The sequence below is a fragment of the Streptomyces sp. NPDC052687 genome (genome assembly GCF_040678395.1).
Classification (GTDB): Bacteria; Actinomycetota; Actinomycetes; order Streptomycetales; family Streptomycetaceae; genus Streptomyces.
Genome location: NZ_JBFATR010000054.1, coordinates 1 through 22,346 on the forward strand (window position 1 = coordinate 1; position 22,346 = coordinate 22,346).

Consider the following 22,346-nt stretch of genomic DNA (forward strand, 5'->3'; position numbering starts at 1 on the left):
GCAGCGCCGACGGCCGCGGCACCGGGACCGGCGGCACGCGTCCCGCCCGCCACGCGGCGAGTCCGGTGGTCGCGCCGATGAACAGCACCGCGCCGACCGGTATCGCGACGAGCGCGGCGGTGTGGCCGGGCAGTCCCTGCCACACGCCCACCGCGTCCCCGAGGCGCCCCGGGAACCGGCTGCCCAGCGTCTCGGTGAGCGCCGCCGCGGCCACGGCGCCCAGCACGGCGTACGCCAGATGCTGGAGGAGGAAGACCCGGACGACCTGGCCGGGGGTGAAGCCGATCGCCTTCAGCACGGAGATGTCCCGCAGATGACCGCGGATGCGGGTGCCGATGGCGCCGTGCACGGCGAACCCGGCGGCGATCAGCGCGCCGAGCCCGAAGAGCCCCAGCACCTGCCCGAGCAGCCGGGTGTCGCCCTGCGCCTCGGCGCGGGCCTGCTGCCAGGTGGAGACCTCGCCGATCGCCCCGGCGCCCAGCACGGTCACGGCGCGCTGCACGGCGTACCCGGTGTCCGACGGGTCCGTGAGCCGCAACCCGATCACCTGGGCGTCCTCGCCGGGCAGCGCGGACGGCAGGGCCCAGACCAGGCCCGGCCGCTCGCCCGGCCGGTAGCGCAGCTCGGCGCTGTCGGCGACGCCGACGACGGTCAGCCGCCTTCCGGTCCCGGGCAGGGTCAGCGGGTCGCCCGGCTCGGCGAGCAGGGCGCGGGCGAGGCTGCTCTCCAGGACCACGCCGTCCGGCGCGGCCGGGTCGAGCCAGCGTCCCGCGGTGAGCAGCGGCCGGCCCACGGGGGGCGTCTCGGCGGGGCTGCCGCGCAGTTCGACGGAGGCGCGGCTGCCGCGTGAGGCGAGGGTGGCGGAGTCGGTGCGGTAGGGGCCGGCGACGGACTCGACGCCGTCCAGGGCGGCCAGCGCGCCGGTGTCGGCGGACTCGTCGACATGGAGCCAGACATGGGCGCCGCGCGCCTGGGTGAACACCCGCTGCCAGGGGTTGGTGGCGTACCCGAACAGGGCCGTGGCCAGCAGCAGCGAGACGACGATGCCCGCGGTGGCGAGGACCAGGAAGACCGCCTCACCGCGGTGCGTGCGCAGATCGGAGTGCGCCCAGCGCAGGGTGGCTCGCACGGCCTCAGCCCCCGCGGACGCGGTGCTCGTACAACGGCAGGTCGGCGCCCGGCAGGTCGGTGCCCGCCGCCTCAGCGCCCGGCAGGTCAGTGCCCGCCGTGTCAGTGCCCGGCACGTCCGTCCCCGCCAGGTCGGTGCCCGGCATGTCAGTCACCGGCATGTCAGTCACCGGCATGTCAGTCCTTCAGCTCCAGCACGCCGGATATCCCGGAGCGGCGCGGCCGGGGGCCGGTGTCGAGGTGCGCGTCGTCGGCGATCCGCCCGTCGAAGAAGCTGATCACCCGGTCCGCGGCGCTCGCCAGCCGGGCGTCGTGCGTGACCAGCAGAATCGTCTGGCCGCGCTGGTGGAACCGGGACAGCAGCCGCATCACCTCGCGCGTGCCCTTGCTGTCGAGGCTGCCCGCGGGTTCGTCGGCGAGCAGCACCGGCGGATGGTTGACCAGGGCGCGGGCGAGCGCGACCCGCTGCTGCTCGCCGCCGGACAGCTCCCCAGGCATGCTGCGCTCCTTGCCCGCGAGGCCCAGCTCGGCCAGCAGTTCCTCGCGCTCGGCGCGGGCCCGCCGCGGCGGGACCCCGGCGAGCAGGGCGGGCAGCTCGACGTTGTCGGCGACGGACAGGTTCGACACCAGGTTGAAGAACTGGAAGACGATCCCGATGCGCTTGCGCCGCTCGACCGCCCACCGGGCCTCGCTCCAGGCGTCCGTGGACTCGCCGTCCAGCCGGATGGAGCCGGCGTCCGGCCGCTGGAGCCCGCCCAGCAGATGCAGCAGCGTCGACTTCCCGGCGCCCGACGGGCCGGTGATCGCCACGAACTCGCCGCGCCGCACCGCCAGGTCGACCCCGCGCACGGCGTGCACGGGCGCGCCCTCACCGCGGTGGGTCTTCACCAGGCCCTCGGCGCGCAGCACAGGAGGGGAACCGTCACTCACTCCAGCTCCTCCAGCTCTTCCTGGCACCTCTCCAGCCAGTCGAGGTCGGCCTGGAGATGCAGCATCGCGCCCTCGATCAGCAGCTGGGCGATGCGGTTGTCGCGGTCTTCGGCGGCGGCCAGCTTCGACAGCTGCCGCATGGTGTTCAGATACTGGCGCCGCTGCTTGTTGATCAGGGCGATCTGATCGGCGAGACCGGTCTGCGGGGCGAGGGCCAGTTTCATGAAGAACTCGTCCCGCACCCGCGGCTCGTCCTCGGGCTCCTCGAACCAGGCGCGCAGCGCGTCCCGCCCGGTGTCGGTGAGGTGGTAGACCTTCTTGTTGGGCCGGCTCGACTGTTCGACGTCCTCGCCCTCGATCAGTCCCTGTTTCTCCAGGCGGCCGAGGGTGACGTAGATCTGGCCGACGTTCGGCTGAGGGTACGCGGACCCCAGCAGTTGCTCAAGGTCCTGCTTCAGCTCGTAGCCGTGGGCCGGGCCGCGCGCGAGGAGTGCCAGGAGGGGCAGGCGCACTCGTGCAGTCCTCCTGTCCTCGCCATGTGCGTAATGTGGGCCAGGCCCTAGTATCGCCCATACCTAACAGGTATACATGGCCTCTGACCCGGGCGAGGGTGCCCGTGGCCGGTGTACAGGGAGGAACCTATGCGGTGGATGAGTGCCGCGGGTAGGGGCCTCCTCGTTCTCGTGGTCCTGCTGACCGGTTACGTCGCCTCCGGCGCCCAGGCGGGCCAGGCCCGCGGCGACGCCGGGCGCGGACCGCTCACGCTCGCCACCGCCGGCGACCTCACCGGCTACCTCGGCCCCCTGCTGGAGGGCTGGAACCGCGCCCACCCCGGCGAGCGCGTCACCCTCGTCGAACTGCCCGACTCGGCCGACGAGACCCGCGCCCAGATGGCCACCGACCTGCGGGCCGGCGGCCGCGGCCGGTTCGACGTCCTCAACATCGACGTCAACTGGACCTCCGAGTTCGCCGCGGCCGGCTGGATCCGCCCGCTGCCGCGCGACCGCTTCGACCTGGACGCCTTCCTGCGGCCGGTGGTCGGCACCGCGACCTACGACGGGCGGCTGTACGCCGTCCCGTACGTCACCAACGCGGGCCTGCTGCTGTACCGCAAGGACGTCCTCGCCGCGGAGGGCGTCCCGCCGCCGCGCACCTGGGCGGAGCTGGAGCGGTACGCGAAGACCCTCGCGCCCCGGCACGGACTCGACGGGTACGCCGGCCAGTTCCTGCCCTACGAGGGCCTGACCGTCAACGCCGCCGAGGCGGTCTACTCGGCGGGCGGCACGATCCTCGGCGACGAGGGCGCCCGCGTCACCGTGGACTCCGCGGCGGCCCGCGAGGGCATCGGGTTCCTCGCCCGCGGGGTGCGCGACGGCTGGATCCCGGGGGCGGCGCTGGCGTACAAGGAGGAGGAGTCCCGGCAGGCCTTCCAGGACGGGCGGCTGCTCTTCCTGCGCAACTGGCCGTACGCCTACGTCTCCGCCTCCGCCGAGGGCTCCCGGGTCGCCGGGAAGGTCGGCGCCGTACCGCTGCCGGGGCCGGACGGGCCGGGGACCAGCGTCCTCGGCGGCTCCAACCTGGCGGTGAGCAGCCATGCCCGGCATCCCGACACCGCGGCGCGCCTGATCGCCTACCTCACCAGCGAACCCGTGCAGCGCCAGGTCCTCACCCGCGGCGCGCTGCCACCGGTCAGGGCCGCGCTCTACGACGATCCCGCGCTGGTGCGCGCCCACCCGTATCTGCCGACCCTGCGCGAGAGCGTGCTGCGGGCCGCGCCGCGCCCGAAGAGCCCGCACTACGACCAGGTCAGCCTGGTGGTGCAGGCGGCCGTGCAGGACGCGCTGACCGGGCGGCTGACGCCCGAGGCGGCGGTGCGCCGGCTGGCGCGTGAGCTGGCGGCCGTCTCCCACCGCTAGTTAGTTACCTGTTAGGTAACGCGGACGTCTCAACTGCCTTCAGTCTGTCCGCTTTCACCCGGCTTTGTCATGCCAACTGGCCGGTATCTTCTGTTCTTTTCGTTGACACGCCGATGACACGCCTACCTAACATGCATGCATGTTGAGTAAGTGCCACTGGTGGCGGGACGCCGTGATCTACCAGGTGTACGTCCGCAGCTTTCTGGACAGCACCGGTGACGGAGTCGGCGATCTCGCCGGCGTCCGGGCGGGACTGCCGTACCTGAAGAAGCTCGGCGTGGACGGGATCTGGCTGAGCCCCTTCTACCCCTCGCCGCAGCACGACCACGGCTACGACGTGGCCGACTACTGCGACGTCGACCCGCTCTTCGGCGACCTCGCCGAGTTCGACCAGCTGGTGCGGGCCGCCCGGCGGCTCGGCATCAAGGTGCTGCTCGACATCGTCCCCAACCACTGCTCCAGCGCCCACCCGTGGTTCCGCGAGGCACTCGCCTCCCCGCCCGGCAGCGCGGCCCGCGCCCGCTTCCACTTCGCCGACGGCCGCGGCCCCGACGGCAGCGAGCCCCCGAACAACTGGCACGCCATGTTCGGCGGCCCGGCCTGGACCCGGGTCACCGAGGCCGACGGCCGGCCCGGCCAGTGGTACCTGCACATGTTCACGCCCGAGCAGCCCGACTGGAACTGGCGCAACCCCGCGATCCGCGCCGAGTTCGACCGGATCCTGCGCTTCTGGCTCGACCGGGGCGTCGACGGCTTCCGCATCGACGTCGCCGCCGGCCTCTTCAAGCACCCCGCGCTGCCCGACTCCGACGACCCCGAGGCCGACGCCCGCACCCGCGACTCGGTCAACCCGCTCGCCTGGAACCAGCCCGAGGTGCACGACGTGTGGCGGCACTGGCGGGCGGTCTGCGAGGAGTACCGGGAACGCGACGGCCGCGAACGCCTGCTCGTCGGCGAGGTGTCCGTGCCCACCGCACGCGAACACGCCCTCTACGTCCGCCCCGACGAACTCCACCAGGCCTTCTTCTTCGACCTGCTCGGCGCGCCCTGGGACCCCGACGCCTTCCGCAAGGTCATCTCCGAGGCCATGGCGGACATCGCCGGCACCGGCTCCACCGTCACCTGGGTCCTCAACAACCACGACCAGGTCCGCACCGTCACCCGCTACGGCGAGCCCACCCCGCACGGCAGCGGCCTCGGCGCCGCCCGCGCCCGCGCCGCCGCGCTGCTGATGCTCGCGCTGCCCGGCGCCGCGTACATCTACCAGGGCGAGGAGCTGGGCCTGCCCGAGGTCGTCGACCTGCCCGACGACGTGCTCACCGACCCGATCTTCCGGCGCACCGGCAGCCGCGCCCGAATCCGCGACGGCTGCCGGGTGCCGCTGCCGTGGTCCGGGCAGGCCTCGCCGTTCGGCTTCACCTCCGGCGCCGAGACCGCCAAGCCGTGGCTGCCGCAGCCCGAGTGGTTCGCCGAGTACGCCACCGACCGCGCCCTCGCCGACACCCGCTCCTTCTGGCACCTCTACCGGGACGGCCTGCAACTGCGCGCCGCCCTGCCCCAGCTCGGCGAGGGCACCCTGCGCTGGCTGGAGACCCCGCCCGGCGTCCTGGCCTTCGTCCGCGGCGACGACCTCGTGTGCGCCGTCAACTTCGGTACCGCACCCGCACCCGCGCCCGCGCCGGTCGCCGGCACCCCGCTGCTGTCCAGCGGCCCCTGCCCGCCCGGAGAGCTGCCCGGCTCGACGGCGGCCTGGTGGATCAGCGACCTCCCCGTCTCCTGCTGAGACATCCCCTGTCTCCGGAGACCCCCCGTCTCCTGCTGAGACACCCGCTGTCTCTCCGGAGACACCTCCTGTCTCTCCGGAGACACCCCTGTCTCCCCCCGAGACACCTCTGCGCCTCCTCCCGAGGCACCTGCGAAGGGACATCGACGATGATGCGACGACGTACCACCCTGCTCACCACCTGTACCGCCCTCGCCCTGGCCCTCGGCGCGACCGCCTGCGGCGGCGGTCCCGTCACGGCCGGCGGCGGCGACCAGGCGCTCAGCGGCCAGACCGTCACCGTGGCCGGTGTCTGGTCCGGCACCGAGCAGAAGAACTTCCAGAAGGTGCTCGACGCCTTCACCGAGAAGACCGGCGCCAAGACCCAGTTCGTGTCCACCGGCGACAACGTCTCCACCGTCGTCGGCAGCAAGATCGAGGGCGGCAACGCCCCCGACGTCGTGATGGTCCCGCAGGTCGGCGTGCTCCAGCAGTTCGCCGAGCAGGGCTGGCTAACGCCGCTGTCGGAGAAGACCGAGAAGGCCGTCGACGCAGGCTTCGCCCCCGTCTGGAAGAAGTACGGCAGCGTCGACGGCAAGCTGTACGGCCTCTACTTCAAGGCCGCCCACAAGTCGACCGTCTGGTACAGCCCCGACGCCCTCGCCCAGGCGGGCGTGAAGCCGCCGAAGACGTACGACGAGATGCTGAAGGCCGGGCGGACCGTCTCCGACTCCGGGCTCGCCGCCTTCTCGGTCGCCGGACAGGACGGCTGGACCCTCACCGACTGGTTCGAGAACGTCTACCTCTCCCAGGCCGGCCCCGAGAAGTACGACGCCCTCGCCGCGCACGAGCTGAAGTGGACCGACGCGAGCGTGGTGAAGGCGCTGGAGACGCTCGGCAAGCTCTTCGAGGACAAGCAGCTCGTCGCGGGCGGCCAGAAGGGCGCCCTCAACACCGACTTCCCCGGCTCGGTCGAGAAGGTGTTCGGCCCGAAGCCCGAGGCGGGCATGGTCTACGAGGGCGACTTCGTCGCCGGTGTCGCCAAGGACCAGTTCGGCAAGGCGATCGGCGAGGACGCGGACTTCTTCCCGTTCCCGGCGGTCGGCGGCGGCAAGGCGCCCGTCGTCAGCGGCGGCGACGCGGCCGTCGTCCTGAAGGACGGCAAGAACCGCAAGGCCGCCATGGCGCTCCTGGAGTACCTGGCCACCCCCGAGGCCGCGGCCGTGTGGGCCGAGGCCGGCGGCTTCCTCTCGCCCAACAAGAAGCTCGACCTCGCCTCCTACGGCGACGACGTCACCCGCGCCACCGCCCGGTCCCTCGTCGCGGCCGGCGATTCGGTCCGCTTCGACATGTCCGACCAGGCCCCCGCCGCCTTCGGCGGCACCAAGGGCGCGGGCGAGTGGAAGATCCTCCAGGACTTCCTGCGCGACCCGTCCGACCCGAAGGCCACCGCGGAGCGGCTGGAAGCCGCGGCGGCGAAGGCGTACCGGGGCTGACATGACCGCCACCCTCGTGAAAGAGGCGAGCCCGCCGGCCGCCGCGGTCGCCGACACCCGTCGGCGCCCGCGGCGCCGGGGCCGGATCATCGCCCTGCTCTTCGTCTTCCCCGCGCTGCTCCTGCTGGGCGCCCTCGTCGTCTACCCGGTGCTGTTCTCGGTCGGCCGCAGCTTCTTCGACGCCGGCGGCACCCGGTTCGTCGGCGGCGAGAACTACGCCGAGATGTTCCGCGACCCCGCCACCCTCAAGGCCATCCGCAACACGGCGATCTGGGTCGTGGTCGCGCCGACCCTGCTGACCGGCCTCGGACTGATCCTCGCCGTCCTCGTCGAGAAGGTCCGCTGGGCCACCGCGTTCAAGCTGCTGCTCTTCATGCCGATGGCGGTCTCCTTCCTCGCCGCCGGCATCATCTTCCGGCTCGCCTACGACGAGGACCCCGACAAGGGCGTGCTGAACGCGGCCGTGGTCTCCGTACACGACGCCTTCACCGGCACCTCCTCCTATCCCACGGCCCGCGCCCGCGACGGCCAGGGCCTGACCAGGGAGGCGGACGGCGCCTACCGCACGAGCACCGCCGCATCACCGGGCGACACGGTGACGCTCGGCCTGGTCGGCGTCCAGCCCAAGGACCTGCCCGGCGGCGCCGAACCCGCCCGCGCCGCGGCCGCGCGCACGGCCGCCCCCGGCGAACTGCGCGGCGTCGTCTACCTGGACTTCACGCCCGGCGGGGGAGGGGAACAGGGCAGGGTCGACCCACGCGAGAGCGGCCTGCCGGAGATGAGGGTCGAGGCGGTGCGCGGCGGCGAGGTGGTCGCCGCCACGACCACGGCGTCCGACGGCTCGTTCCGCTTCGGCGGCCTCACCGACGGCTCCTACACCGTCAGGCTGCCCGCCTCGAACTTCGCCCCGCCCTACGAGGGCGTCTCCTGGCTCGGCCCCGCGCTCGTCACGCCCGCCATCATCGGGGCGTACCTGTGGATCTGGACGGGCTTCGCGATGGTGCTGATCGGCGCGGGCCTGTCCACGCTGCCCCGGGACGCGCTGGAGGCGGCGCGGATGGACGGCGCCAACGAGTGGCAGATCTTCCGCCGCATCACGGTGCCCCTGCTCGCACCCGTCCTGACGGTCGTCTTCGTGACCCTCGTCATCAACGTGATGAAGGTCTTCGACCTCGTCTACATCATCGCGCCCGGACCGGTGCAGGAGGACGCGACCGTGCTCGCGACCCAGATGTGGCTGGTGTCGTTCGGCGGCGGCAACAACCAGGGCCTCGGCAGCGCGCTGGGCGTCCTGCTCCTGCTGCTGGTCGTCCCGGCGATGGTCTTCAACGTCCGCCGTTTCCGAAGGAGTCAGCGATGAACGCCATCCGGCGCGGGCTGGGCAACGGGCTCGTCCAGGCCTTCCTCGTGGTGACCGGCCTGGTGTGGATGACCCCGCTCGCCGGCCTGTTCCTCTCCTCGCTGCGCTCCGCCGAGGACACCGCGACCGGCGGCTGGTGGACGGTCTTCACCAGCCCCGGGCAGCTCTCCTTCGACAACTACTCCGCGCTGCTGGACAACTCGGGCATCACCCAGGCCTTCTGGAACACGGTCCTGATCTCCGTCCCGGCGACCGCCCTGGTCGTCGTCATCGCGGCACTCGCCGGATACGCCTTCGCCTGGCTGGACTTCCCGCTGCGCGAGCCGCTGTTCCTGCTGGTGGTGGCGCTGCTGGTGGTCCCGGTGCAGATCGGCCTGCTGCCGGTCGCCAAACTCTTCGGGCAGCTGGGCCTGTTCGGCACGATCCCCGGCGTCGTCCTCTTCCACGTCGCCTACGGCCTGCCGTTCGCCGTGTTCCTGCTGCGCAACTACTTCGCGGAGATCCCGAAGGAGATGCTGGAGGCCGCCCGCATGGACGGCGGCAGCGAGTGGCGCATCTTCACCCGCCTCGTCCTGCCCGTCGGCCGCCCGGCCATCGCCAGCCTCGCGATCTTCCAGTTCCTGTGGGTGTGGAACGACATGCTGGTCGCCCTGCTGTTCGCCGACAGCAGCGCCCAGCCGCTCACCGTCGAACTCCAGTCGCAGATCCGCCAGTTCGGCAGCAACATCGACGTCCTGGCACCCGGCGCCTTCCTCTCCCTGGTGGTCCCGGTGGCGGTCTTCTTCGCCTTCCAGCGGCACTTCGTGCAGGGCGTGATGGCCGGGTCGGTGAAATAGCCCGACACGGAAAGGGGCGGCGGAGATCCCGGATCTCCGCCGCCCCTTTCCGTGTCAGCTCCGTTTCAGCCGGTCACGGCGTCGCCGGTGGATACAGGGCGCGCGGCAGCCGGGAGGCCGCCGCCGCGTCCAGGAGCCACAGGGTGCGGGAGCGGCCCCGGGCGCCCGCGGCCGGGGCCTGCACCTCGCCCGCGCCGGACAGCGCGATGGCCGCGGCCTGTGCCTTGTCCTCACCGGCCGCCAGCAGCCACACCTCGCGGGCCGCCCGGATCGCCGGGAGGGTGAGGGTGACACGGGTCGGCGGGGGCTTGGGCGCGCCGTGCACGCCGACCACCGTGCGCTCGGTCTCGCGCACCGCGGGCAGCTCCGGGAAGAGCGAGGCCACGTGCGTGTCCGGGCCGACGCCCAGCATCAGCACGTCGAACGCCGGGACCCCGCCGTGGTTGCCCGGGCGGGCCGCGCGGGCCAGCTCCTCGGCGTAGGCGGCGGCCGCCGCGTCCACGTCGGAGCCGTACGGGCCGTCCGAGGCCGGCATCGCGTGGACCCGCTCGGGGTCCAGCGGCACGGAGTCCAGCAGGGCCTCGCGGGCCTGGGTGACATTGCGGTCCGGGTCGCCCTCGGGCAGGAACCGCTCGTCACCCCACCACAGGTCAAGCCGCGACCAGTCGACCGCGTCCCGCGCGGGCGCGGCGGCCAGGGCGGCCAGCACGCCGTTGCCGTTGCGGCCGCCGGTGAGGACCACCGACGCCGAGCCGCGCGAGGCCTGCGCGTCCACGATCCTCGTGATCAGCCGGGCCGCCGCGGCCTGCGCCATCAGCTCCTTGTCGCGGTGCACGACCAGCTGCGGAGTGCTCACTTCGCCGCCGCCTTCTTCGCCGGGGCCTTGCGGGTGGCCTTCTTCGCGGGGGCCTTCGCGGCCTCCTCGACGGGCTCGGGGACCGCCACCGGTGCGTCGGTCGCGACCGGGTCGGCCCCGTCCTCCGCCTCCGGCTCCTCGGAAGGCTCCGGCTTCTCGGAGGACTCCGGGTCCTTGGAGGACTTCGGCTTCTCGGAAGGCTCGGGCTCCTCGGAGGACTCCGGCTGCTCCGCGGCCGCCGCCGTCAGCCGCTCCACCCCGAACCGCAGCGCGGACGCGTACGTGTCGTCCGGGTCCAGCCGCCGCAGCTCCTCCGCGATCAGCTCGGCCGTCTCGCGCCGCTTCAGCGCCACCGCGCGGTCCGGCTGGCCCTCGATGGACAGGGTCGCCAGCGAGCCGTCGGCGCGGTCCAGGACGATCGGGCCGCAGTCGGTGTCCATGCGGACCGCGGTCAGACCGGGCCCGGCCGACACCGAGCGCCGCACCGGCACGCCCAGCCGGTCCGCGAGCCACATCGCCAGCAGCTCGCAGCTCGGGTTGAACTCCTCGCCCTCGACCTCGACGCCCTTCACCTGGCACACGACCTGGTCCAGCGCCGCGGCCAGCATCGAACGCCAGGGCGTGATGCGGGTCCACGACAGGTCCGTGTCGCCGGGGGTGTAGGTCTGCGCGCGGGCGGTCAGGTCCCGCACCGGGTCCTCGGCCGCGTAGGTGTCGGTGACCCGGCGCTGGCCCAGCGCGCCCAGCGGGTCGTTCGCCGGGTCCAGGGGCGCGTTGACCGGCCACCACACGACCACGGGGGCGTCGGGCAGCAGCAGCGGCAGCACCACCGACTGGGCGTGGTCGGCCACGTCACCGTACAGGCGGAGCACCACCGTCTCGCCCGTGCCGGCGTCCGCGCCGACCCGCACCTCGGCGTCCAGCCGGGACTGGGTGCGGTCGCGCGGGGTGCGCGAGACCCGCTTGATGACCACGAGGGTGCGCGAGGGGTGCTCGCGCGAGGCGTCGTTCGCGGCCTTCAGGGCGTCGTACGCGTTCTCCTCGTCGGTGACGATGACCAGCGTGAGCACCATGCCGACGGCGGGGGTGCCGATGGCCCGGCGCCCCTGCACCAGCGCCTTGTTGATCTTGCTGGAGGTGGTGTCCGTGAGGTCTATCTTCATGGCCGGCGCCAGCTCCGTCCGTCTCGCTCCAGCATCTCGTCGGCCTCGACGGGACCCCAGGTGCCGGCCGGGTACTGGGCCGGCTTGCCGTTGTGGTCCCAGTACTCCTCGATCGGGTCGAGGATCTTCCAGGACAGCTCGACCTCCTCGGTGCGCGGGAAGAGGTTCGAGTCGCCGAGCAGTACGTCCAGGATCAGCCGCTCGTACGCCTCCGGGCTGGACTCGGTGAAGGACTCGCCGTAGGCGAAGTCCATCGACACGTCCCGGATCTCCATCGACGTGCCCGGCACCTTCGACCCGAACCGGACCGTGACGCCCTCGTCGGGCTGGACGCGGATCACGATCGCGTTCGAGCCCAGTTCCTCCGTCGCCGTGGTGTCGAAGGGGGAGTGCGGGGCGCGCTGGAAGACGACCGCGATCTCCGTCACCCGGCGGCCCAGGCGCTTGCCGGTGCGCAGGTAGAAGGGGACGCCCGCCCAGCGGCGGTTGTCGATGCCCAGCTTGACCGCCGCATAGGTGTCGGTCCTGGAGCCGGGGTCGATGCCCTCCTCCTCCAGGTAGCCGCGCACCTGCGCGCCGCCCTGCCAGCCCGCCGTGTACTGGGCGCGCACGGTGTCACGGCCCAGGTCCTTCGGCAGCCGCACCGCGCCGAGCACCTTGGTCTTCTCGGCGGCCAGCGCGTCCGCGTCGAAGGAGGCGGGCTCCTCCATCGCGGTCAGCGCGAGCAGCTGCAGCAGGTGGTTCTGGATGACGTCCCGGGCGGCGCCGATGCCGTCGTAGTAGCCGGCCCGGCCGCCGATGCCGATGTCCTCGGCCATGGTGATCTGCACATGGTCCACGAACGACCGGTTCCAGATCGGCTCGAACATCGTGTTCGCGAACCGCAGCGCCAGGATGTTCTGGACCGTCTCCTTGCCCAGGTAGTGGTCGATCCGGAACACCTGGTCCGGCGCGAACACCTCGTGGACGACCTTGTTCAGCTCCTCCGCCGACTTCAGGTCGTGCCCGAACGGCTTCTCGATGACGGCGCGCCGCCAGGAGCCGCCGGTCTGGTCGGCCAGGCCGTGCTTCTTCAGCTGCTGGATGACCACCGGGAAGGAGCGCGGCGGCACGGACAGATAGAAGGCGAAGTTGCCGCCGGTGCCCTGGGCCTTGTCCAGTTCCTCGATCGTGGCGCGCAGTTTCTCGAACGCCTCGTCGTCGTCGAAGGTGCCCTGGACGAACCGCATGCCCTGGATGAGCTGCTGCCAGACCTCCTCGCGGAAGGGGGTGCGGGCGTGTTCCTTGACGGCGTCGTGGACCTCCTTCGCGAAGTCCTCGTGCTGCCACTCGCGGCGGGCGAAGCCGACGAGCGAGAAGCCCGGCGGCAGCAGACCCCGGTTGGCGAGGTCGTAGACGGCGGGCATCAGCTTCTTGCGTGACAGATCGCCCGTGACGCCGAAGATGACCAGGCCCGACGGCCCCGCGATGCGCGGGAGCCGTCGGTCTGCGGGGTCACGAAGCGGGTTCGCTCCTGTGACAGAGGGAGACAAGGTGTCAGCCCTCCGCGGGGGCGAGGCGCTTCAGCTCGGCCTCGGTCGACGCCAGCAGGTCGTTCCAGGACGCCTCGAACTTCTCGACGCCCTCTTCCTCCAGGAGCTGCACCACCTCGTCGTACGAGATCCCGAGCTCGGCGATCGCGTCCAGGTCGGCGCGGGCCTGCTCGTAGGTGCCGGCGACGGTGTCGCCGGTGATCTGCCCGTGGTCCTCGGTGGCCAGCAGGGTGGCCTCCGGCATGGTGTTCACGGTGTTCGGGGCGACCAGCTCGTCCACGTACAGCGTGTCCTTGTACGCCGGGTCCTTCACACCGGTCGACGCCCACAGCGGACGCTGCTTGTTGGCGCCGGCGCTCTCCAGCTTGCTCCAGCGGTCGGAGGAGAAGACCTCCTCGTACGCCTGGTAGGCGAGCCGGGCGTTGGCGAGGGCGGCCTTGCCGCGCAGCGCCTTGGCCTCGTCGGTGCCGAGCGCGTCGAGCCGCTTGTCGATCTCGGTGTCCACGCGGGACACGAAGAAGGACGCCACGGAGTGGATCTGCGAGAGGTCGAGACCCTTCTCCTTCGCCTTCTCCAGGCCGGAGAGGTAGGCGTCCATGACCTTGCGGTAGCGCTCCAGCGAGAAGATCAGCGTGACGTTGACGCTGATGCCGTTGCCGATGACCTCGGTGATCGCGGGCAGGCCCGCCTCGGTCGCCGGGATCTTGATCAGCGTGTTGGGGCGGTCCACCAGCCAGGCCAGCTGCTTGGCCTCGGCGACGGTCGCCTTGGTGTTGTGCGCGAGGCGCGGGTCGACCTCGATCGACACCCGGCCGTCCTGGCCGCCGGTCGCGTCGTAGACCGGGCGCAGGATGTCGGCGGCGTCACGGACGTCCGCCGTGGTGATCATGCGGATGGCCTCTTCGACCGTCACCTCGCGCGCGGCGAGGTCGGACAGCTGCTGGTCGTAGCCGTCGCCGCTGCTGATCGCCTTCTGGAAGATGGTCGGGTTGGTGGTGACGCCCACGACGTGCTGCTGGTCGATCAGCTCGGCGAGGTTGCCCGAGGTGATCCGCTTGCGCGACAGGTCGTCCAGCCAGATCGCGACGCCTTCCTCGGAGAGGCGCTTGAGTGCGTCCGTCATGGAAATTGCATCTCCTACGTGTCGTGTATGAGCGTCAGCGCTGGGCGGCGGCGAGCGATTCCCGGGCCACGGCGGCCACGTTCTGAGCGGTGAAGCCGTACTCACGGAAGAGGACCTTGCCGTCCGCGGACGCGCCGAAGTGCTCCAGCGAAACGATGCGGCCCGCGTCCCCGACGTACTTGTGCCAGGTCAGACCGATACCGGCCTCGACCGCGACACGCGCCTTCACGTGCGGCGGCAGGACGCTGTCCCGGTACCCCTGGTCCTGCTCCTCGAACCACTCCACCGACGGCATCGACACCACGCGGGTCGGCACGCCCTCGGCCTGGAGCGCCTCACGCGCCTCGACGGCCACGTGCACCTCGGAACCGGTCGCGATCAGGATGACCTGCGGCTCGCCACCCTCGGCCTCGAACAGCACATAGCCGCCCTTGGCCGCGCCCTCGTTCGGCTCGAACGTCGGCACGCCCTGACGGGTCAGCGCGAGACCGTGCGGCTGCCCCTTGCCGAACTCCTTGGTGTGGCGCTTGAGGATCTCGCGCCAGGCGATGGCGGTCTCGTTGGCGTCGGCCGGGCGGACCACATTCAGGCCCGGGATGGCGCGCAGCGAGGCCAGGTGCTCGACCGGCTGGTGGGTCGGGCCGTCCTCGCCGAGGCCGATGGAGTCGTGCGTCCACACGTACGTCACCGGAAGGTGCATCAGGGCCGACAGGCGCACCGCGTTGCGCATGTAGTCGGAGAACACCAGGAACGTGCCGCCGTAGATGCGGGTGTTGCCGTGCAGCGCGATGCCGTTCATCTCCGCGGCCATGGCGTGCTCGCGGATGCCGAAGTGGATCGTGCGGCCGTAGGGGTTCGCCTCCGGCAGCGGGTTGCCCTCCGGGAGGAACGACGACGTCTTGTCGATCGTCGTGTTGTTCGAACCGGCCAGGTCGGCGGAGCCGCCCCACAGCTCGGGGATGACCTCGCCCAGCGCCTGGAGCACCTTGCCGGAGGCGGCACGGGTGGCGATGCCCTTGCCGGGCTCGAAGACCGGGATCTTCTCCTCCCAGCCGGCCGGCAGCTCACCCTTGGCGATGCGGTCGAACTCGGCCGCGCGCTCCGGGTTGCTGTTGCGCCACTCCTGGAAGGACTTCTCCCACTCGGCCTTGGCCTGGCGGCCCCGCTCCAGCGCCTTGCGGGTGTGCTCGATGACCTCGTCGGCGACCTCGAAGGTCTTCTCCGGGTCGAAGCCGAGGACGCGCTTGGTGGCCGCGACCTCCTCGTCGCCCAGCGCCGAGCCGTGCGCGGCCTCGGTGTTCTGCGCGTTCGGGGCGGGCCAGGCGATGATCGAGCGCATGGCGATGAAGGACGGCTTGTCCGTGACCTTCTTGGCCTCCTGGATCGCGGCGTAGATCGCCTTCGGGTCCAGGTCGCCGTTGGCCTGCGGCTCGACGCGCTGGACGTGCCAGCCGTAGGCCTCGTAGCGCTTGACCGTGTCCTCGGAGACGGCCGTCTCGGTGTCGCCCTCGATCGAGATGTGGTTGTCGTCCCACAGCAGGATCAGGTTGCCGAGCTTCTGGTGGCCGGCCAGCGAGGACGCCTCGGCGGAGATACCCTCCTGGAGGCAGCCGTCACCGGCGATGCAGTAGACGTAGTGGTCGAAGGGGGACTCCCCGGCGGGGGCCTCCGGGTCGAACAGACCGCGCTCGTAGCGGGCGGCCATGGCCATGCCGACGGCGTTGGCGACACCCTGGCCCAGCGGACCGGTCGTCGTCTCCACGCCCGTGGTGTGGCCGTACTCGGGGTGGCCCGGAGTCTTGGAGCCCCAGGTCCGGAAGGCCTTCAGGTCGTCCAGCTCCAGGCCGAAGCCGGCCAGGTACAGCTGGGTGTACAGGGTCAGGGACGAGTGTCCCGCGGACAGCACGAACCGGTCGCGGGCGACCCAGTCGGCGTCCGCCGGGTCGTGCCGCATCACCTTCTGGAAGAGGGTGTAGGCGGCCGGCGCCAGGCTCATCGCCGTACCCGGATGGCCGTTGCCAACCTTCTGTACGGCGTCGGCGGCCAGGACACGGGCGGTGTCCACGGCCCGCTGGTCCAGCTCGGTCCACTCGAGGTCTGTGGTGGTCGGCTTGGTGCTCACCCTGGGTCAGGGCTCCTCTCCACATGTCGAATGCCGGTGTGGGCGTACACCGACCGCCGGTGCACTCCGCGCCCACCGGCCGCTGTCGAGCCTACCCCCGCGAGTACGTCCATTTTTTCGAGTCATTACAGACTGCCGGGACTCGCGGGAATCCGCCTCCTGACCGGGCCGGACCGGCTTCGCCAAGTGAATACGGAAGCGCTCATCTGACCGTTCGACCGCCGCTCGTTCCGGAGTGACCCGGCGCTCATCCGAGCGTGTGTCCGAGCGCCGGATCCGCGCCCCGGACGGCCCCGCCGCGAGGCGCCCGTCCCCGCGGCGGAGCACGCCGTCCAACACGACCCCACCCCCGCGAAGATCCGGGGTATGGGCAACGTCTACAGTGGCGTGGTACGCGCGAGCCTTTACCGCGACTTCACACGGGGAGGCTTGCTGGGATGTCTCTGTCAGGGGTGTGCGTGACGGCCGTTGAATCCCGTCCTGCGGGGGTAATCGGGACGAGCCAGAGCCCGACCCACCGGCCGTTCGGGGCCCGTGTGAAGGCGTTCGTGGCGCTGACCAAGCCGCGGATCATCGAGCTGCTGCTCATCACCACCGTGCCGGTGATGTTCCTCGCCGAGCAGGGCGTGCCGGACATGGGTCTGGTGCTGCTGACCTGTATCGGCGGGTACCTCTCGGCCGGCGGCGCGAACGCGCTGAACATGTACATCGACCGCGACATCGACGCGCTGATGGACCGCACCTCGCAGCGTCCGCTGGTCACCGGCATGGTCAGCCCGCGCGAGTGCCTGGCCTTCGGCATCACCCTCGCGGTGGTCTCCACGCTGCTGTTCGGCCTCACCGTCAACTGGCTGTCGGCCTGGCTCTCCCTCGGCGCGCTCCTCTTCTACGTCGTCGTCTACACGATGATCCTCAAGCGCCGCACCGCGCAGAACATCGTCTGGGGCGGCATCGCCGGCTGCATGCCGGTGCTGATCGGCTGGACGGCCGTGAAGGACTCGCTGTCCTGGGCGCCCGTCATCCTCTTCATGGTCATCTTCTTCTGGACCCCGCCGCACTACTGGCCGCTGTCCATGAAGGTCAAGGAGGACTACGCGCGCGTCGGCGTGCCGATGCTGCCGGTCATCGCCTCCAACAAGGTCGTCGCCAAGCAGATCGTGATCTACAGCTGGGTCATGGTCGCCGTCTCGCTCCTGCTCACCCCGCTCGGCTACACCGGCTGGTTCTACACGGCGGTCGCGCTGGCCGCGGGCGGCTGGTGGCTGTGGGAGGCGCACGCGCTGCAGAACCGGGCGAAGGCCGAGGTCACCGGCGCGAAGCTGAAGGAGATGCGGCTGTTCCACTGGTCCATCACCTACGTCTCGCTGCTCTTCGTCGCGGTGGCGGTCGACCCCTTCCTGCGCTGACGCTCCCGCGCCGGCCGTCCGGCACCCCGCACGCTGACGTACGTCACAGCGGCCTGCCCTCGCCAGTCGATCTACCGCTGAGTAGCATCCTGGCCATGGCAGACACGCAGCAGGTTGACGCGAAGGCCGAGCGCACGGTGGCGAAGCTGGCCCGGCGCATCACCGCCTTCTCCAAGGAACACGGCGGCGCCGAGGGCCAGGTGGCCTACCTCGGCCGGCGCGGCGCCCGCATCGTCCTCGTCGGCGAGGACGGCGGCTGGGGCGACCTCGTCGCCCCCTCGTACACGATCGCCGAGCAGGCCGTCGCCAAGGCCGGGATCACCGTCCACGAGGCCTTCGACGGCGAGTTCGCCGCCAAGGTGAAGACCGGCCCGTACGAGTGGTCCCGGATGGCGGGCATCCAGATCGGCGGCCCCTCGAACGCCTGACCGACGGCCGAGTGTCGTCGGCGGTTCGCACCAGGTGTGCGGGCGCGGTACCCCACACCCGGTTCACCCGTTAGGACTCGTAGGAGTACGCGGTCCAGTCACGGGAGTCCCGGATGATCGAAACGCCGTCCCTCGTGGACCAGTACTGCCACGGTGTACTGAGAACGGAGCTGGGTCTCGGCACCTTCGAGACCCAGCTGACCCGCACCGAGGGACCGCCCGCCCCGGGCACCACCCTGTTCGACACCCAGACCGGGTTCGCGGTACGGCGCTGGTGCCCGCCCCTGCTCGGCCTGGAACCGCACTGCCCGCCCGCCCGCTACCTCGCCCGGCGCCGGGAACTGGGCGTCCTGGAGGCCGGCCGGCGGCTGCTGCGCGGCAGCGGCATCACCACCTACCTCGTCGACACCGGACTGCCCGGCGATCTCACCGGCCCCGACGAGCTGGCCTCCGCCGCGGCCGCCGAAGCACGGGAGATCGTCCGGCTGGAGCCGCTGGCCGAGCAGGTCGCGGACACCTCCGGCACCGTCGAGTCGTTTCTCGCCAACCTCGCCGAGTCGGTGCACGCCGCCGCCGCGAGCGCCGTCGCCTTCACCTCCGTGGCCGGCGTACGGCACGGCCTCGCGCTCGCGCCCGAGCCGCCCGGACCGGGGGAGGTGCGCGGCGCGGCGGGCCGCTGGCTGGCGGCACGGCCGGTCGGCGGGGAGCTGAGCGACCCGGTGCTGCTGCGGCACCTGCTGTGGAGCGCGGTCGCCACCGGCCGCCCGCTCCAGCTGCACGCCGGGCTCGGCGAACCGGGACCGCGGATCGACCGCACGGACCCCGTGCTGCTCACCGACTTCGTCCGGGCGACCGCGGGCCTGGGCACCGACCTCGTCCTGCTGTACGGCTATCCGTACCACCGGCACGCCGCCCATCTCGCCGGGCTCTTCCCGCACGTCTACGCCGACTCCGGCGCCGCCCTGGCGCGCACCGGCGCCCGCGCGGCCACCGTCCTCGCCGAGATCCTGGAACTCGCCCCGTTCGGCAAGATCCTCTTCTCCAGCGGCGGCAAGGGCCTGCCCGAACTGCACGTCGTGGGCGCCCGCCTCTTCCGCGAGGCCCTGGCCCGGGTGCTCGGCGGCTGGGTCGCCGAGGGCGCCTGGTCCCTCACGGACGCCCAGCGCGTGGCGGGCATGATCGCCGCGGGGAACGCACGACGGGTGTACGGCCTGGACTGAGCCGGCTCACGCGCCGGGGACTCGGCTCGGGCAGTGACCGGAGAGAGCGGTGGCCGGAGTCAAACGCCGGCCGGAGTCAGACGAGGGCCGGAGTCAGGTTGTGGCCAGCGTTCGGGCGGGCTGCTCCGGGAGGTCCGCCGGGGACGCCCCCGGCCGCTCCCGCAGCGACAGCAGCAGCCTCAGCGTCCCGATCCACACCACGCACGAGCCGAGCATGTGGGCGCCGACCAGGACCTCGGGCAGGTCCGTGAAGTACTGCACGTAGCCGACCACGCCCTGCGCCAGCAGGATGACGAACAGCTCCCGGGTCCGGTTCAGCGGACCGCGCGGCGCGTCCACCGCCCTCAGCACGAACCACAGCGCGAACGTCAGCGTCACCACGACCCACGCCAGCACGGCGTGCAGCTTGGTGACCATCTCCCAGTCCACCGGCATCCGCGGCACGTCACTGGAGTCGCCCGCGTGCGGGCCCGCGCCGGTGACCACCGTGCCGACGGCGATCAGCGCCACGGTGACCCCGACCAGCACCCACACCAGCTGCCGCACCGACGCGCCGACCAGCGGCCGCGGCTCCCCGTCGCCCTCGCGGGTGCGCTGCCACATCACCGTGGCGACCGCGATCAGCGCGGAGGACAGCAGGAAGTGGGCGGCGACCGTGTACGGGTTCAGACCCACCAGCACGACGATGCCGCCGAGGATCGCGTTGCCCATCACGACCCAGAACTGGGCCCAGCCGAGCCGGGTCAGACCGCGCCGCACCGGCTTCTGCGAGCGCGCCGCGATGATCGCCCAGCCGACGGCGGCGCACAGCACGTACGTCAGCATCCGGTTGCCGAACTCGATGGCGCCGTGCAGGCCCATCTCGCGCGTCGCGGTGAGCGAGTCGTCCGTGCACTTCGGCCAGGTCGGGCAGCCCAGCCCGGAGCCGGTGAGCCGGACCGCGCCGCCGGTGACCACGATGACCACCGACATGACGAGCGCGGCGAGAGCCGCCCGCTGCACCGTCCGGGAATCCGGGGTCCAGCGCGCGGCGATGAAGGCGAGCGGGTTGCGCAACGCCGCTTCGGCGTCGGCGCGGGTCAGCTTTGGCACGGTCACCATCGTAGGGGGCCGCTTGTGCACGGGTTCACGAGGGGTGCGCAACGGACCGCGCCGACGCATCCGGCTACTCCCAGCGGAACAGCTTTCCCGCCGCCGCCAGGCCCACGGCCGCCCATACCGCGAGGATCCCCAGGTTTCCCCAGGGCATGCCCGCGCCGTGCTGGAGGACGTCGCGCAGCCCGTCCGACAGTGCGGAGATGGGCAGCAGCGCGAGAACGTCCTGCGCGGCCGGCGGGAACTTGTCGAGCGGCACGATCACCCCGCCGCCGACGAGCAGCAGCAGGAACACCAGGTTGGCGGCGGCCAGCGTCGCCTCCGCCTTCAGCGTGCCCGCCATCAGCAGCCCCAGCCCGGAGAACGCGGCCGTGCCGAGGACGAGCAGCAGCAGGACGGCGAGCGGGTTGCCGTGCGGGGACCAGCCCAGCGCGAACGCCATCGCCGTCACCAGGAGCACCTGGAGCACCTCGGTGACCAGCACGGACACCGTCTTGGCGGTCATCAGGCCCCAGCGCGGCAGCGGCGAGGACGCCAGCCGCTTCAGCACGCCGTAGCGGCGTTCGAAGCCGGTGGCGATGGCCTGGCCGGTGAACGCGGTCGACATCACGGCGAGCGCCAGGATGCCGGGGGCGAGGAAGTCGACGGCCTTCCCCTCGCCGGTGTCGACGATGTCGACGGTGCCGAACAGGACCAGCAGCAGCGTCGGGATGATCACCGTCAGCAGCAGCTGCTCGCCGTTGCGCAGGAGCATCCTCGTCTCGAGCGCGGCCTGTGCGGCGATCATGCGGGGGAGCGGCGCGGCGCCGGGCTTCGGGGCGTAGGTCCCGGTGGGTGTGGTCACGAGCGCAGCTCCTTGCCGGTCAGCTCCAGGCTGTGCCTTTCCGGGGGACAACCCCCGGACCCCCGGCCGGTCTTCTCGCAGGGTCCGTTCATGAGCGCAGCTCCTTGCCGGTCAGCTCCAGGCTGTGCCTTTCCGGGGGACGACCCCCGGACCCCCGGCCGGTCTTCTCGCGGGGTCCGTTCATGAGCGCAGCTCCTTGCCGGTCAGCTCGAGGAAGACGTCTTCGAGGGTGTGCCGTTCGACGGAGATCCGGTCCGGCATCACCCCGTGCTGCGCGCACCAGGAGGTGACCGTCGCCAGCAGTTGCGGATCGACCTTGCCGACGACCCGGTAGGAGCCGGGCGTCAGCTCGGCGGCCGCGCAGTCCGCGGGCAGCGCCTTGAGCAGCGAGCCGACGTCGAGGCCGGGGCGGCCGGTGAAGCGCAGGGTGTTCTCGGCGCCGCCGCGGCACAGCTCCTCGGGGGAGCCCTGGGCGATGACCTTGCCCGCGTCGATGATCGCGACGTCGTCGGCGAGCTGCTCGGCCTCGTCCATGTAGTGGGTGGTGAGGATGACGGAGACGCCGTCGGCGCGCAGGTCGCGGACCAGGTCCCAGGTGGCGCGGCGGGCCTGCGGGTCGAGTCCGGCGGTCGGTTCGTCGAGGAAGACCAGCTCGGGGCGGCCCACGACGGCCATCGCGAGCGCGAGCCGCTGCTGCTGCCCGCCGGACAGCCGCCGGTACGCCGTGCGGCCGCACGAGCCGAGGCCGAGCCGTTCGATGAGGGTGTCCACGTCGAGGGGGTGGGCGTGCAGCCGGGCCACGTGGCGCAGCATCTCGTCGGCCCGCGCGCCGGAGTAGACGCCGCCGGACTGGAGCATCACGCCGATGCGCGGGCGCAGCTCGCGGGACTGGCGGACCGGGTCGAGGCCCAGGACGCGCACCGTGCCGGAGTCCGGCTTCCGGTACCCCTCGCAGGTCTCGACCGTGGTCGTCTTGCCCGCCCCGTTGGGCCCGAGGACGGCGGTGACGCCGGCCCGGGCCACCAGGTCGAGGCCGTCCACCGCGGTCTTGTCGCCGTACCGCTTCACCAGGGCCTGGACCTGGACCACGGGCTCGTTTCGCATGTCTCCAGAGTCTAGGTACGCGAGC

General features: G+C 71.9%; 20 protein-coding genes. 8 read left to right on the forward strand and 12 right to left on the reverse strand.

The window, feature by feature from the left end; all coding sequences use genetic code 11:
- The 4 genes from AB0K92_RS29070 to AB0K92_RS29085 all read right to left on the reverse strand — a co-directional run.
- Positions 1-1,129, reverse strand: a 1,129-nt coding sequence (locus AB0K92_RS29070; protein ID WP_365927736.1) for an FtsX-like permease family protein, incomplete at its 3' end; no start/stop codon positions are given.
- A 4-nt stretch (positions 1,130-1,133) separates the two neighbouring features.
- Positions 1,134-1,304, reverse strand: coding sequence for a pentapeptide repeat-containing protein (locus AB0K92_RS29075; protein WP_365927738.1), 171 nt, complete (start codon positions 1,302-1,304; stop codon positions 1,134-1,136).
- A 1-nt stretch (position 1,305) separates the two neighbouring features.
- Positions 1,306-2,058 (reverse strand): ABC transporter ATP-binding protein, encoded by a 753-nt coding sequence (locus AB0K92_RS29080; RefSeq protein WP_365927740.1) that lies wholly within the window; start codon positions 2,056-2,058, stop codon positions 1,306-1,308.
- A complete protein-coding gene (locus AB0K92_RS29085; protein WP_165997414.1) occupies positions 2,055-2,570 on the reverse strand; it encodes a PadR family transcriptional regulator in 516 nt (171 codons plus the stop codon). Before AB0K92_RS29085 ends, AB0K92_RS29080 begins: the two co-directional genes overlap by 4 nt.
- 129 nt (positions 2,571-2,699) lie before the next feature.
- Here AB0K92_RS29085 and AB0K92_RS29090 point away from each other — a divergent pair, with 129 nt between their 5' ends.
- The 5 genes from AB0K92_RS29090 (at position 2,700) to AB0K92_RS29110 (ending at position 9,428) form a co-directional block, all read left to right on the forward strand.
- A complete protein-coding gene (locus AB0K92_RS29090) occupies positions 2,700-3,974 on the forward strand; it encodes an ABC transporter substrate-binding protein (protein ID WP_365927742.1) in 1,275 nt (424 codons plus the stop codon).
- 139 nt (positions 3,975-4,113) lie between these two features.
- The gene (locus tag AB0K92_RS29095) at positions 4,114-5,757 is read left to right on the forward strand and encodes a glycoside hydrolase family 13 protein (RefSeq protein WP_365927744.1); all 1,644 of its coding nucleotides are present in this window, start codon (positions 4,114-4,116) and stop codon (positions 5,755-5,757) included.
- Between the two features lie 149 nt (positions 5,758-5,906).
- Positions 5,907-7,232: an ABC transporter substrate-binding protein gene (locus AB0K92_RS29100; protein WP_365927746.1), complete on the forward strand. Its 1,326-nt coding sequence runs from the start codon at positions 5,907-5,909 to the stop codon at positions 7,230-7,232.
- 1 nt (position 7,233) lies between these two features.
- On the forward strand, positions 7,234-8,592 hold the full coding sequence (locus AB0K92_RS29105) for an ABC transporter permease subunit (RefSeq protein ID WP_365927748.1): 1,359 nt from the start codon (positions 7,234-7,236) through the stop codon (positions 8,590-8,592).
- Positions 8,589-9,428, forward strand: coding sequence for a carbohydrate ABC transporter permease (locus tag AB0K92_RS29110; protein ID WP_165997409.1), 840 nt, complete (start codon positions 8,589-8,591; stop codon positions 9,426-9,428). The genes AB0K92_RS29105 and AB0K92_RS29110 overlap by 4 nt, the downstream gene beginning before the upstream one ends.
- Before the next feature lie 73 nt (positions 9,429-9,501).
- Here the strand turns inward: AB0K92_RS29110 and pgl are convergent, their stop codons facing one another.
- Genes pgl through tkt form a run of 5 tightly spaced genes read right to left on the reverse strand, consistent with a single transcriptional unit; the run spans position 9,502 to position 16,224 of the window.
- Positions 9,502-10,284 carry a 6-phosphogluconolactonase gene (pgl, locus tag AB0K92_RS29115; RefSeq protein ID WP_365927750.1) on the reverse strand — a complete coding sequence of 261 codons (783 nt, stop codon included), beginning with the start codon at positions 10,282-10,284 and terminating at the stop codon, positions 9,502-9,504.
- Positions 10,281-11,447 carry a glucose-6-phosphate dehydrogenase assembly protein OpcA gene (gene opcA / locus AB0K92_RS29120; protein WP_365927752.1) on the reverse strand — a complete coding sequence of 389 codons (1,167 nt, stop codon included), beginning with the start codon at positions 11,445-11,447 and terminating at the stop codon, positions 10,281-10,283. The genes pgl and opcA overlap by 4 nt, the downstream gene beginning before the upstream one ends.
- Positions 11,444-12,979, reverse strand: coding sequence for a glucose-6-phosphate dehydrogenase (gene zwf, locus AB0K92_RS29125; RefSeq protein ID WP_365927754.1), 1,536 nt, complete (start codon positions 12,977-12,979; stop codon positions 11,444-11,446). Before zwf ends, opcA begins: the two co-directional genes overlap by 4 nt.
- A gap of 4 nt (positions 12,980-12,983) precedes the next feature.
- Positions 12,984-14,102 (reverse strand): transaldolase, encoded by a 1,119-nt coding sequence (tal, locus tag AB0K92_RS29130; protein ID WP_365927756.1) that lies wholly within the window; start codon positions 14,100-14,102, stop codon positions 12,984-12,986.
- 34 nt (positions 14,103-14,136) lie between these two features.
- Positions 14,137-16,224, reverse strand: a complete 2,088-nt coding sequence (tkt, locus tag AB0K92_RS29135) for a transketolase (RefSeq protein ID WP_365927758.1) — start codon at positions 16,222-16,224, stop codon at positions 14,137-14,139.
- Between the two features lie 452 nt (positions 16,225-16,676).
- Between tkt and AB0K92_RS29140 the strand changes: the two genes are divergently transcribed.
- The 3 genes from AB0K92_RS29140 (at position 16,677) to AB0K92_RS29150 (ending at position 19,278) form a co-directional block, all read left to right on the forward strand.
- Entirely contained in the window at positions 16,677-17,630 is a 954-nt protein-coding gene (locus tag AB0K92_RS29140; RefSeq protein WP_365762163.1) for a heme o synthase, read from the forward strand.
- A gap of 95 nt (positions 17,631-17,725) precedes the next feature.
- On the forward strand, positions 17,726-18,058 hold the full coding sequence (locus AB0K92_RS29145) for a hypothetical protein (RefSeq protein ID WP_365927760.1): 333 nt from the start codon (positions 17,726-17,728) through the stop codon (positions 18,056-18,058).
- A gap of 113 nt (positions 18,059-18,171) precedes the next feature.
- Positions 18,172-19,278 carry an amidohydrolase family protein gene (locus AB0K92_RS29150; RefSeq protein WP_365927763.1) on the forward strand — a complete coding sequence of 369 codons (1,107 nt, stop codon included), beginning with the start codon at positions 18,172-18,174 and terminating at the stop codon, positions 19,276-19,278.
- A gap of 93 nt (positions 19,279-19,371) precedes the next feature.
- Here AB0K92_RS29150 and AB0K92_RS29155 read toward each other — a convergent pair whose 3' ends face one another.
- The 3 genes from AB0K92_RS29155 to AB0K92_RS29165 form a co-directional block, all read right to left on the reverse strand.
- Entirely contained in the window at positions 19,372-20,379 is a 1,008-nt protein-coding gene (locus tag AB0K92_RS29155; RefSeq protein WP_365927765.1) for a COX15/CtaA family protein, read from the reverse strand.
- Positions 20,380-20,443: 64 nt separating this feature from the next.
- On the reverse strand, positions 20,444-21,160 hold the full coding sequence (locus AB0K92_RS29160) for an ABC transporter permease (protein WP_365927798.1): 717 nt from the start codon (positions 21,158-21,160) through the stop codon (positions 20,444-20,446).
- Between the two features lie 237 nt (positions 21,161-21,397).
- Positions 21,398-22,321: an ABC transporter ATP-binding protein gene (locus tag AB0K92_RS29165; RefSeq protein WP_365927767.1), complete on the reverse strand. Its 924-nt coding sequence runs from the start codon at positions 22,319-22,321 to the stop codon at positions 21,398-21,400.
- Between the last annotated feature and the right edge of the window lie 25 nt (positions 22,322-22,346).

What these genes read in the sequence shown, in the direction of transcription:
- AB0K92_RS29110 (WP_165997409.1), top strand. Translation starts at nt 8,589, where the DNA reads ATGAACGCCATCCGGCGCGGGCTGGGCAACGGGCTCGTCCAGGCCTTC.
- AB0K92_RS29155 (WP_365927765.1), bottom strand. Translation starts at nt 20,379, where the DNA reads ATGGTGACCGTGCCAAAGCTGACCCGCGCCGACGCCGAAGCGGCGTTG.
- AB0K92_RS29160 (WP_365927798.1), bottom strand. Translation starts at nt 21,160, where the DNA reads ATGATCGCCGCACAGGCCGCGCTCGAGACGAGGATGCTCCTGCGCAAC.
- AB0K92_RS29145 (WP_365927760.1), top strand. Translation starts at nt 17,726, where the DNA reads ATGGCAGACACGCAGCAGGTTGACGCGAAGGCCGAGCGCACGGTGGCG.
- AB0K92_RS29090 (WP_365927742.1), top strand. Translation starts at nt 2,700, where the DNA reads ATGCGGTGGATGAGTGCCGCGGGTAGGGGCCTCCTCGTTCTCGTGGTC.
- AB0K92_RS29165 (WP_365927767.1), bottom strand. Translation starts at nt 22,321, where the DNA reads ATGCGAAACGAGCCCGTGGTCCAGGTCCAGGCCCTGGTGAAGCGGTAC.
- AB0K92_RS29105 (WP_365927748.1), top strand. Translation starts at nt 7,234, where the DNA reads ATGACCGCCACCCTCGTGAAAGAGGCGAGCCCGCCGGCCGCCGCGGTC.
- AB0K92_RS29095 (WP_365927744.1), top strand. Translation starts at nt 4,114, where the DNA reads ATGTTGAGTAAGTGCCACTGGTGGCGGGACGCCGTGATCTACCAGGTG.
- opcA (WP_365927752.1), bottom strand. Translation starts at nt 11,447, where the DNA reads ATGAAGATAGACCTCACGGACACCACCTCCAGCAAGATCAACAAGGCG.
- AB0K92_RS29100 (WP_365927746.1), top strand. Translation starts at nt 5,907, where the DNA reads ATGATGCGACGACGTACCACCCTGCTCACCACCTGTACCGCCCTCGCC.
- tal (WP_365927756.1), bottom strand. Translation starts at nt 14,102, where the DNA reads ATGACGGACGCACTCAAGCGCCTCTCCGAGGAAGGCGTCGCGATCTGG.
- AB0K92_RS29075 (WP_365927738.1), bottom strand. Translation starts at nt 1,304, where the DNA reads ATGCCGGTGACTGACATGCCGGTGACTGACATGCCGGGCACCGACCTG.
- AB0K92_RS29150 (WP_365927763.1), top strand. Translation starts at nt 18,172, where the DNA reads ATGATCGAAACGCCGTCCCTCGTGGACCAGTACTGCCACGGTGTACTG.